Origin of the sequence: Agarivorans sp. Z349TD_8, from assembly GCF_050870825.2 — a bacterium.
GTDB lineage: Bacteria > Pseudomonadota > Gammaproteobacteria > Enterobacterales > Celerinatantimonadaceae > Agarivorans.
The window spans coordinates 4,209,408-4,220,794 of record NZ_CP194037.2; the positions used below are offsets into that span (position 1 = coordinate 4,209,408).

Here is an 11,387-nt window from a genome sequence, read left to right on the forward strand (position 1 = left end):
AATTCTAATTTATGCTACTTACAATCAGCAGACCCAAACCAGCGCCAGCAACCACATCACTAATAAAATGAACGCCAAGCAATACCCGGGAACAGGCGATTAAACTCGCCCAGGTAAATGCAAACATCCCCCATGTAGGGAACACCTGAGCGATACAACTCGCCATCACAAAAGCACCGGCACTATGCCCTGAGGGAAAACTGAAACGATCGGAAGGGCGAATAAACACTGGCAGCGCTTGCGGCCGGTCACGACGAAACACTTGCTTAAGCAATAAATAACACAACAACTCCAAGGCGTAAGCGGGTAGAGATAAACTGATGAATGCTTCGGCGTGGGAGGTGAAAGCAATCACGCCTGCAAATAAGGCGTAGTAATAACCATCTCCGGAATGTGACACAATTTTAGCCAAACTAGCGACTTGCCGATTAAAGCGATGCCCTAAACAGCTAGCTGATATGGCGTAATCCCACTGGTGTAATCGTTGTAACATAGCAAGCTCCATCCATGAGTTTTAACTCCAGACTGAAGATATTGCTTTACCGGGAAATGAACATAGTTTGACAAAACGATGACAAGAGACCTACAGTTGACAATAAGCACAATAAAATAAGCATTCTCTCGGTAGTAACGCGAACAACAAGTTTCTACTGGGGCCATGCTCACAGCAAGAAACGAAAAACGAAGCGATCATTTAGCTGAATAACCCGGCTCGCCCATCCAACCAGTCCGATTGATTCGAATCAACAACCAACGATTAATACAGCGCCTCACCTTGGAAGATCTGCTTTTGCTGCGGTGCTGTATCATTCGCATGACGCAACATACAACGGGCAAGGCTGTTGGCAGAAGTGCCTCGCCACGCCCTAAATGGAGAATACTGAGCACGAAATAGCGGTTGTAACACCGCAACCAGTTGTTCCGAAGTTCTTGGTTCCCGACGTTGACCCAGTAAAGGCCCTGGGCGAAAAATCATTAGCCGTTTAAACAACAAATGCGTGAGCGCTTGTTCTAGTTCGCCTTTGATTCTTAGATAATGAAAAACAGATGCAGGATTCGCCATGCGACTGGAAATTAACAAACAATCTTCAATACCATTGCGCTTCGCCGCAATCGAAAAATCTAGCGGTAACTCGTAATCAATCTGTCGCATTGCCGCTCGGCTCCCTGCTTGACGCAAAGTCGTTCCTAAGCAGATAAACAAGCTATGCCCTTTAATCTGTGATTGCCAGATGGGCAGTTGGGTAAAATCAACTACATGTAGGTCTAGCTTCGACGAATTTAGATCCATCGACCGGCGACTAAATACCTTCACCTTTGCCCATTGCGGATCAGCGAGTAACTGTTTAACCAGCGCCAATCCGACGAGGCCCGTGGCACCGATCACGATAGCAGTTTTATTCAAATTGTTACTCCATACTCAATGCTGCTCAAAGAGATTAGTTGAATTAGATGTTAGCCAGTAAGATGTGGGCTTGCTAAAATAGCAAAACAAGATTGCATGGCCAGCTAAGCGAAAAAAATAATAAACCGTAATAACGGTCCATGCTGTTACGCAAACACCACTAATCATAGACAAGGATTAATGAATGTCAGACCTAGTCAAAATTTTTGATACGACGCTACGTGATGGCGAACAGGCGCTCGCCGCCAGTTTAACCGTGAAAGAAAAGCTACAAATTGCTTTTGCCTTAGAGCGTTTAGGTGTCGACATCATGGAAGTCGGCTTTCCTATATCCTCACCCGGTGATTTTGAATCAGTGCAAACCATTGCGCGCGAAATCAAAAATTCCACGGTATGTGCTCTGTCTCGCGCCCTCCCCAAAGACATTGATGTCGCAGCAGAAGCGTTAAAAGTCGCCGAAGCCTTCCGCATCCACACCTTTATTTCGACTTCAACCGTACACGTCGAAAGCAAACTCAAGCGTAGCTTCGATGACGTATTGGCGATGGCTGTATCCGCAGTCAAGCATGCGCGAAACTATACCAATGATGTTGAGTTCTCCTGCGAAGACGCGGGACGAACCCCGATCGATAATTTATGTCGCATGGTCGAGGCGGCAATTAAAGCCGGTGCCACGACGGTCAATATTCCTGATACCGTGGGCTACACCGTCCCCAGTGAGTTCGGCGGAATCATCAGCAAGCTATTTAACCGAGTCCCCAATATCGACCAAGCCATAATTTCTGTTCACTGCCATGACGATTTAGGGCTCTCGGTAGCCAACTCCATTAGCGCCATTCAACAGGGGGCACGACAAATCGAATGTACCCTAAATGGAATAGGTGAACGAGCAGGTAACTGTTCTCTAGAAGAAGTGGCCATGATCATTAATACCCGAAAAGATCAATTGGACGGCCTTCGCACCAATATTAAGTCACAAGAAATTTACCGTGCAAGCCAACTGGTAAGCCACTTATGCAATATGCCAGTGCAAGCTAATAAGGCCATTGTTGGTAGTAATGCCTTCTCGCACTCTTCCGGGATCCACCAAGATGGTATGTTGAAGAACGAAAATACCTACGAGATCATGACCCCTGAAAGCATCGGCTTAAATAAAAATAGTCTTAACCTGACCTCTCGCTCTGGTCGCCATGTGATAAAACACCGAATGCAAGAGTTAGGATATAACGAAACCGACTACGATCTCGACGAACTCTACGAGAGCTTCTTAGGCTTGGCCGACCGCAAAGGTCAAGTATTTGATTATGATCTTGAAGCTCTCGTCTTTTTTAATAACTTACAAGATGATACCGAGTTCTATCGGTTGGACTACCTAAGCGCTCAAAGCGGCTCAGATGTGGTCTCAACTGCAACAGTGAAACTGGTCGCAGGTGAACACACATTCCTAGAGGCATCCACTGGAAACGGCCCCATTGATGCCGCATATCGTTGCTTACGAAAAATTACCGGTTACGATATAAAAATAGATGACTACACCATCGAAGCGGCGGGAGGCGGTACCACCACTGCAGCCAAAACAGATATAAAAGATGCTTTAGGGAAGGCTGATATTGTTGCGAACTATCAAGGACGTAAATATCATGGCATGGGACTCGCGACCGACATTGTCGAAGCCTCAGCCAAAGCTTTTGTGCATGTTTTGAACCACATTCATCGTGCCGAGCAAGTCGCGAAACAAAAGCAGTCTAGACTAGGCTAATAAAAACCACACTGGAGAAGCAATGCACAAAACTTGGCTATGGCTATTGATCTTCTCCAGTATTTTGACGCCCTTGAGTCAAGCCAAACAATTGCTCTTCGAACGTAAGCAAAGCCATTATCAATATTTATGGCAAGATCACCAAGGCCAAAAACAACAACTACAGTTCGAACTGCTCGGCTACCCGATTCAACTGACTAAATTCATCCAATACCGACCCAAACAGGCACAGCAATATATTTTAAATAAACTCAAACCAGAGTTGGATAAGCTCGATCCTAAGCAGGCAAGGGTTAGCATAAGTAGCAGTCATAACCAGTTCAGTTTTCAAATACAAGGCTATGACCAAGTCTTCATTGACCAGCTAGTGGCGCAGATCAACAGCCACAGTGACAAGTTCTATCAAGACTATCTACAGCAGCAATATTTTATTGAACAAACCATCAGTGATAGTAGCACTGCAATCATGCCTGATCACAATCGATTCGCGAAAGAGAGTGCGAAGTATCTAACAAGTTGGCTCAACAGTAGTCTCAATGCCATCAACAAAGACCCAGTTCCGCTGAGAGAGATAACTAATTACTTACTGAGTTTTGTTCAATCGATCCCCTACAATCAACTCCGTTCGAAAGATAATCTACGCGGAGCTGGTTATCTCACTCCCATTCAAGTGCTGCGGAATAATCAAGGAGACTGTGATAGCAAAACCACGCTACTCGCCAGCGCGTTGAAATATTTATATCCGCGCTTGGGGGTCGCTATTATCTATGTACCGAACCATGCCTTGCTCGCCTTAGGTATTCCCCCACGAGCAAACGATGAAACGGTAAACGTTGCGGGAAAAACCATGGTTTTAGCCGAACCAACAGGCCCAGCCTTGTATCCACTCGGTAAAGTTGCCGACAGCAGTGCGCAAGCCATACGCTCGGGGATCTACAGCTACCAGCGCATGGATTGGGTGCCGCCAAAATTTAAGAGAGAGAAGTAAACTCTATCGCATAATCAGCACTACTATTAGCACGAACCACTTTTCCTTTGGCGGAAAATGGTGCCACACCTTGGCCACTCAGAGCAACTTCCACCTCATCACCAAGTTGCAGTGTGAGGTCTTTGACACTAATCCCCATACCCGTTGCACTTAAGTCTTTACACAGGCCAGCATAACTATGCTGACCCACCCAAATCTTCAGCTCTGCATTAATCAACATACGATGAAATGCGCGCTTCTCCGCTTCTCCGATCATTGCCTTACCTTCTATAGTTTTTCTTCAGCAAACGAGGCTAAACGGCTCCTCACTACACCATTTAAGTAAACGTTCGCGCTCCCTTCAAAATCTTTAAAACGCTCTACGATATAGGTTAAACCGGACGTAACTGCCGATAAATAATTACTATCGATTTGCGCCAGATTACCACAGCATACCAATTTGGTGCCCTCACCGCAGCGGGTAATAATCGTTTTCAGCTGGGAAGCTGTCAAATTTTGACACTCATCCAAAAAAACAAAGGAATTTTGAATGCTGCGTCCGCGCATAAAGTTCACCGACTTGAACTGAATATTAGCCTTTTCCATAATATAACTCATCGAACCTGACATCGATTCATCATGCTTATGTAACACTTCCAGAGTATCCGTGATAGCGGCTAGCCATGGTGCCATTTTCTCCTCTTCAGTACCCGGTAAGAAGCCAATAGACTCGGCGATTTCAGGTGTATTACGAGTCACGATAATCTTATCGTAAATGCCTTTCTCAACAACCATTTCCAAGGCTGCTGCCATTGCCAGTAGAGTTTTACCACAACCAGCTGGCCCAGTCAGAATAACCAAATCTATCGTCGGATCGAGTAGCGCATCAAAAGCCATTCCTTGATATATATTCTTAGGATGAACTCCCCAGGCGTGTTTGCCCATTAAGCGTTCATAGCCCAAATCAAGCAACTCAGTCTTATCTTCGGTCTTACTCATAACCCGCGCTGCGAAGCTTTTCGTATCATCGATCAAGTATTGATTCACATAGCAAGGCCCAACAATTTCTGTATCAATCACATGATGAGTATCACGTCCTTCAGAGCTACTATCACAATCCTTCACTCGTCCCCAGAAACTACCTTCAAATTCAACGAAGCCTTTAGCTAACAAACGAATATCATCAATTAATTGATCCGTACGATAATCTTCAACATGTTCGAGCCCAGCCCCTTTGGCTTTAAGCCGCATATTAATATCTTTGGTGACCAATACAACTTGGCGAGACGCATGTTTTTGTTGCAAATAGATCGCCGCATTAATAATCCGGTTATCCGGCTCATCAGCGGTAAAGTTACGCTGTTCTTTTTCTAAGGTATGATCCGCAAAAATAGAGATCTTACCATTGACTTGATTATCAGCATCATTTTTAAGTTCTACACCATGAATAATCTGTTCTGGAGTAGCTGAAGCGAACACATCTTCCAAGGCCCGGATCGCCACCCGAGCATCACGAGCAACATCTTTTTGGCGATCTTTGATCCGGTCCAACTCTTCTAACACCGTCATCGGGATGACAACGTCATGTTCTTGAAATGAATATATTGCGAGGGGTTCGTGCAGCAGCACATTGGTATCGAGGATGAACAGTTTACTTGAGGAATCATTTTCCATATTTGCCCTCCATAGGCTCATAGGCGATCTAACAATCGTGCAAACCTTCAATCTCAAGTTAAAACATCTTTATCCGCTTTACAAACATTTCGGCATGACAAAAACCTGATCGTTCAAATATCAAACAAATATGGAAAATCCGCTAGCTCTCCATGCATCCCCTCCCCATTTCACATTCAGCATCGGCCTGTCCGCGCTCAATCCCAGACATAAAAAAAGCCTATCCCGTGAGGATAGGCTTTCTCTCAATAGGCGCCTGGCAATATCCAGCCTACTTTCACATGGCAATTTCAGACATAAAAAAACCCAGCACATAGCTGGGTTTTTAAAATAGGCGCCTGGCAGTGACCTACTTTCACATGGGGAGACCCCACACTATCATCGGCGCAGTTGCGTTTCACTTCTGAGTTCGGCATGGGTTCAGGTGGTTCCACAACGCTATTGCCACCAGGCAAAAACTTGTTGTCTTTAACATTCGAAAAAACTGATATATCCCACGAGCATAACAAGCACTCTTGGTTCTAAAATAAAGTATCTATAAGCAACACCCTTTAGGTGTTGTATGGTTAAGCCTCACGGGTAATTAGTACAAGTTAGCTCAATGCCTCACAGCACTTACACACCTTGCCTATCAACGTTGTAGTCTCCAACGGCCCTTCAGAGGACTTAAAGTCCTAGTGAGAATTAATCTCAAGGCCTGCTTCCCGCTTAGATGCTTTCAGCGGTTATCAGTTCCGAACGTAGCTACTGGGCAATGCTATTGGCATAACAACCCAAACACCAGCGGTTCGTCCACTCCGGTCCTCTCGTACTAGGAGCAGCTCCCTTCAATTCTCAAACGCCCACGGCAGATAGGGACCGAACTGTCTCACGACGTTCTAAACCCAGCTCGCGTACCACTTTAAATGGCGAACAGCCATACCCTTGGGACCGACTTCAGCCCCAGGATGTGATGAGCCGACATCGAGGTGCCAAACACCGCCGTCGATATGAACTCTTGGGCGGTATCAGCCTGTTATCCCCGGAGTACCTTTTATCCGTTGAGCGATGGCCCTTCCATACAGAACCACCGGATCACTATGACCTACTTTCGTACCTGCTCGACGTGTCTGTCTCGCAGTTAAGCTGGCTTATGCCATTGCACTAACCGTACGATGTCCGACCGTACTTAGCCAACCTTCGTGCTCCTCCGTTACTCTTTGGGAGGAGACCGCCCCAGTCAAACTACCCACCAGACACTGTCCGCATCCCGGATAACGGGACAACGTTAGAACATCAACACTACAAGGGTGGTATTTCAAGGTCGGCTCCACATCATCTAGCGACAACGCTTCAAAGCCTCCCACCTATCCTACACATGTAGGGTCAATGTTCAGTGTCAAGCTGTAGTAAAGGTTCACGGGGTCTTTCCGTCTAGCCGCGGGTACACCGCATCTTCACGGCAATTTCAATTTCACTGAGTCTCGGGTGGAGACAGCTTGGCCATCATTACGCCATTCGTGCAGGTCGGAACTTACCCGACAAGGAATTTCGCTACCTTAGGACCGTTATAGTTACGGCCGCCGTTTACCGGGGCTTCGATCAATAGCTTCGCTTGCGCTAACCACATCAATTAACCTTCCGGCACCGGGCAGGCGTCACACCGTATACGTCATCTTTCGATTTAGCACAGTGCTGTGTTTTTAATAAACAGTTGCAGCCAACTGGTATCTGCGACTGCCGTCAGCTCAGGGAGCAAGTCCCATCACCAACAGCAGCGTACCTTCTCCCGAAGTTACGGTACCATTTTGCCTAGTTCCTTCACCCGAGTTCTCTCAAGCGCCTTGGTATTCTCTACCCAACCACCTGTGTCGGTTTGGGGTACGGTTTCGTATAATCTGAAGCTTAGAGACTTTTCCTGGAAGCAGGGCATCAACCACTTCATCACCTTAGTGACTCGTCATCAATCCTCAGCCTTAGACACCCGGATTTTCCTAAGTGTCCAGCCTACAACCTTAAACGCGGACAACCAAACGCCGCGCTGGCCTAGCCTTCTCCGTCCTCCCATCGCAATTATACGAAGTACAGGAATATTAACCTGTTTCCCATCGACTACACTTTTCAGTCTCGCCTTAGGGGCCGACTCACCCTGCTCTGATTAACATTGAACAGGAAACCTTGGTCTTTCGGCGAGGGGGCTTTTCACCCCCTTTATCGTTACTCATGTCAACATTCGCACTTCTGATACCTCCAGCAATCCTTACGAATCACCTTCAACGGCTTACAGAACGCTCCTCTACCGCACTTGCAAAGCAAGTACCCGTAGCTTCGGTGCATAGCTTAGCCCCGTTACATCTTCCGCGCAGGCCGACTCGACCAGTGAGCTATTACGCTTTCTTTAAATGATGGCTGCTTCTAAGCCAACATCCTGGCTGTCTAAGCCTTCCCACATCGTTTCCCACTTAGCTATGACTTTGGGACCTTAGCTGACGGTCTGGGTTGTTTCCCTTTTCACGACGGACGTTAGCACCCGCCGTGTGTCTCCCGGATAGTACTTAGTGGTATTCGGAGTTTGCAAAGGGTTGGTAAGTCGGGATGACCCCCTAGCCTTAACAGTGCTCTACCCCCACTAGTATTCGTCCGAGGCGCTACCTAAATAGCTTTCGAGGAGAACCAGCTATCTCCCGGTTTGATTGGCCTTTCACCCCCAGCCACAAGTCATCCGCTAATTTTTCAACATTAGTCGGTTCGGTCCTCCAATTGGTGTTACCCAATCTTCAACCTGCCCATGGCTAGATCACCGGGTTTCGGGTCTAATCCCAGCAACTATGCGCGCAGTTAACACTCGGTTTCCCTACGGCTCCGCTATTCGCTTAACCTTGCTACTGAAATTAAGTCGTTGACCCATTATACAAAAGGTACGCAGTCACCCCACAAAGAGGCTCCCACTGCTTGTACGTATACGGTTTCAGGTTCTATTTCACTCCCCTCACAGGGGTTCTTTTCGCCTTTCCCTCACGGTACTGGTTCACTATCGGTCAGTCAGGAGTATTTAGCCTTGGAGGATGGTCCCCCCATATTCAGACAACATATCACGTGTGCCGTCCTACTCGTTTTCACTTCAAATCACCTTTCGTGTACGGGGCTATCACCCGCTACGGCCAAACTTTCCAGCTTGTTCCACTAAATTATAAGAAGCTTAAGGGCTAATCCGGGTTCGCTCGCCGCTACTACCAGAATCTCGGTTGATTTCTTTTCCTCCGGGTACTTAGATGTTTCAGTTCCCCGGGTTCGCCTCGTAACGCTATGTATTCACGTTACGATACTGCATAAAATGCAGTGGGTTTCCCCATTCGGAAATCCATGTCTATTGCGTCTTTTATCGACTCAACATGGCTTATCGCAGATTAACACGTCCTTCATCGCCTCTGACTGCCAAGGCATCCACCGTATACGCTTAGTCACTTAACCATACAACACCTAAATGTTGTCGCTTAAATCACTTGAATGGTCAGGCTGTATAAATCCTGCCACTCGAGTACGATCACCTTATTTTTTTGAATACCAAAAACACTTGTTATTTAACTCGTATTTTTGAGATATTTTTTATCAGCTTTTCCAAATTGTTAAAGAGCATTCGGCTTCTTAGAAACCAAAGCTAAGCACTGTATCAACATAATGCTTAGCTTTATTTTCTTAAACCAAGAGAGAAATGGTATCCCGTACGAGATTTGAACTCGTGTTACCGCCGTGAAAGGGCGGTGTCCTAGGCCTCTAGACGAACGGGACACTGCGTTAGCTGTTCTCGTTGGTTCTAAACCACACTAGAACTTCTCTCTTTATCTTCTATCAAGCAATCTGTGTGAACACGTCACAAAACATAAACGTTCATAATAAGGAGGTGATCCAGCCCCAGGTTCCCCTAGGGCTACCTTGTTACGACTTCACCCCAGTCATGAACCACAAAGTGGTGAGCGTCCTCCCGAAGGTTAAACTACCCACTTCTTTTGCAGCCCACTCCCATGGTGTGACGGGCGGTGTGTACAAGGCCCGGGAACGTATTCACCGTGGCATTCTGATCCACGATTACTAGCGATTCCGACTTCACGGAGTCGAGTTGCAGACTCCGATCCGGACTACGACATGCTTTCTGGGGTCCGCTTGCTCTCGCGAGTTCGCATCCCTCTGTACATGCCATTGTAGCACGTGTGTAGCCCTGCCCGTAAGGGCCATGATGACTTGACGTCGTCCCCACCTTCCTCCGGTTTATCACCGGCAGTCTCCCTAGAGTTCCCACCATCACGTGCTGGCAAATAAGGATAAGGGTTGCGCTCGTTGCGGGACTTAACCCAACATCTCACGACACGAGCTGACGACAGCCATGCAGCACCTGTATCTAAGCTCCCGAAGGCACCAATCCATCTCTGGAAAGTTCTTAGTATGTCAAGGGCAGGTAAGGTTCTTCGCGTTGCATCGAATTAAACCACATGCTCCACCGCTTGTGCGGGCCCCCGTCAATTCATTTGAGTTTTAACCTTGCGGCCGTACTCCCCAGGCGGTCTACTTAATGCGTTAGCTGCGTTACCCACGGGTTAAACCCACAGACAACTAGTAGACATCGTTTACGGCGTGGACTACCAGGGTATCTAATCCTGTTTGCTCCCCACGCTTTCGTACATGAGCGTCAGTTTTTGTCCAGGTGGCCGCCTTCGCCACTGGTATTCCTTCAGATCTCTACGCATTTCACCGCTACACCTGAAATTCTACCACCCTCTACAAAACTCTAGCTTCCCAGTTCCAAATGCCATTCCCAGGTTGAGCCCGGGGATTTCACATCTGGCTTAAAAAGCCGCCTGCGTACGCTTTACGCCCAGTAATTCCGATTAACGCTCGGACCCTCCGTATTACCGCGGCTGCTGGCACGGAGTTAGCCGGTCCTTCTTCTGTCGCTAACGTCAAACAATATACGTATTAAGCATATTGCCTTCCTCACAACTGAAAGTGCTTTACAACCCGAAGGCCTTCTTCACACACGCGGCATGGCTGCATCAGGCTTTCGCCCATTGTGCAATATTCCCCACTGCTGCCTCCCGTAGGAGTCTGGGCCGTGTCTCAGTCCCAGTGTGGCTGATCATCCTCTCAAACCAGCTAGGGATCGTCGCCTTGGTGAGCCATTACCCCACCAACTAGCTAATCCCACTTGGGCTAATCTCTACGCGAAAGGCTCCGAAGAGTCCCCTCCTTTGGTCCGAAGACATTATGCGGTATTAGCAGTCGTTTCCAACTGTTGTCCCCCACGTAAAGGCATATTCCCAAGCATTACTCACCCGTCCGCCGCTCGTCATCTTCTAGCAAGCTAGAAATGTTACCGCTCGACTTGCATGTGTTAAGCCTGCCGCCAGCGTTCAATCTGAGCCATGATCAAACTCTTCAATCAAAGTTTTTTCGCTCAAAGTAAATACTGAAATTATTACTGTTAAAACAGTGTGTCACTCCAGTCCACTTAAGCTAATTTTTTTCGCTTAGTGCTCTGTGAGTGCTCACACAGATTGCTTGATAAATTGTTAAAGAGCGTTGCTTCTTGCGAAGCGAGGTGCGCATTC

The 11,387-nt window shown here is 47.3% G+C and carries 6 protein-coding genes, 1 tRNA gene and 3 rRNA genes; 2 read left to right on the forward strand and 8 right to left on the reverse strand.

The window, feature by feature from the left end; genetic code table 11:
• Nucleotides 1-4: 4 nt before the first annotated feature.
• Nucleotides 5-493 (reverse strand): phosphatase PAP2 family protein, encoded by a 489-nt coding sequence (locus ACRRS1_RS18880; protein ID WP_432455968.1) that lies wholly within the window; start codon nucleotides 491-493, stop codon nucleotides 5-7.
• A 264-nt stretch (nucleotides 494-757) separates the two neighbouring features.
• Nucleotides 758-1,405 carry a short chain dehydrogenase gene (locus ACRRS1_RS18885; RefSeq protein WP_432455967.1) on the reverse strand — a complete coding sequence of 216 codons (648 nt, stop codon included), beginning with the start codon at nucleotides 1,403-1,405 and terminating at the stop codon, nucleotides 758-760.
• A gap of 184 nt (nucleotides 1,406-1,589) precedes the next feature.
• Here ACRRS1_RS18885 and leuA point away from each other — a divergent pair, with 184 nt between their 5' ends.
• Together leuA and ACRRS1_RS18895 are read left to right on the forward strand one after the other, a co-directional pair.
• Entirely contained in the window at nucleotides 1,590-3,164 is a 1,575-nt protein-coding gene (leuA, locus tag ACRRS1_RS18890; protein WP_432463823.1) for a 2-isopropylmalate synthase, read from the forward strand.
• 22 nt (nucleotides 3,165-3,186) lie between these two features.
• Nucleotides 3,187-4,152, forward strand: coding sequence for a hypothetical protein (locus ACRRS1_RS18895; RefSeq protein ID WP_432460166.1), 966 nt, complete (start codon nucleotides 3,187-3,189; stop codon nucleotides 4,150-4,152).
• Here the strand turns inward: ACRRS1_RS18895 and ACRRS1_RS18900 are convergent.
• From ACRRS1_RS18900 to ACRRS1_RS18925, 6 genes are all read right to left on the reverse strand, one after another.
• Nucleotides 4,136-4,408, reverse strand: a complete 273-nt coding sequence (locus tag ACRRS1_RS18900; protein WP_432455964.1) for a PilZ domain-containing protein — start codon at nucleotides 4,406-4,408, stop codon at nucleotides 4,136-4,138. The two genes, ACRRS1_RS18895 and ACRRS1_RS18900, sit on opposite strands and share 17 nt — an antisense overlap.
• An 11-nt stretch (nucleotides 4,409-4,419) precedes the next feature.
• On the reverse strand, nucleotides 4,420-5,805 hold the full coding sequence (locus tag ACRRS1_RS18905) for a PhoH family protein (RefSeq protein ID WP_432463824.1): 1,386 nt from the start codon (nucleotides 5,803-5,805) through the stop codon (nucleotides 4,420-4,422).
• Nucleotides 5,806-6,141: 336 nt separating this feature from the next.
• Nucleotides 6,142-6,257 (reverse strand): 5S ribosomal RNA (rrf, locus tag ACRRS1_RS18910).
• A 110-nt stretch (nucleotides 6,258-6,367) separates the two neighbouring features.
• A 23S ribosomal RNA gene (locus ACRRS1_RS18915) occupies nucleotides 6,368-9,255 on the reverse strand.
• 242 nt (nucleotides 9,256-9,497) lie between these two features.
• A tRNA-Glu gene (locus ACRRS1_RS18920) sits at nucleotides 9,498-9,573 on the reverse strand.
• A gap of 105 nt (nucleotides 9,574-9,678) precedes the next feature.
• Nucleotides 9,679-11,221, reverse strand: a 16S ribosomal RNA gene (locus tag ACRRS1_RS18925).
• Together the 16S, 23S and 5S rRNA genes with 1 tRNA gene alongside form the textbook arrangement of a ribosomal RNA operon.
• Nucleotides 11,222-11,387: the final 166 nt, after the last annotated feature.

What these genes read in the sequence shown, in the direction of transcription:
- ACRRS1_RS18900 (WP_432455964.1), bottom strand. Translation starts at nt 4,408, where the DNA reads ATGATCGGAGAAGCGGAGAAGCGCGCATTTCATCGTATGTTGATTAAT.
- leuA (WP_432463823.1), top strand. Translation starts at nt 1,590, where the DNA reads ATGTCAGACCTAGTCAAAATTTTTGATACGACGCTACGTGATGGCGAA.
- ACRRS1_RS18880 (WP_432455968.1), bottom strand. Translation starts at nt 493, where the DNA reads ATGTTACAACGATTACACCAGTGGGATTACGCCATATCAGCTAGCTGT.
- ACRRS1_RS18895 (WP_432460166.1), top strand. Translation starts at nt 3,187, where the DNA reads ATGCACAAAACTTGGCTATGGCTATTGATCTTCTCCAGTATTTTGACG.
- ACRRS1_RS18905 (WP_432463824.1), bottom strand. Translation starts at nt 5,805, where the DNA reads ATGGAAAATGATTCCTCAAGTAAACTGTTCATCCTCGATACCAATGTG.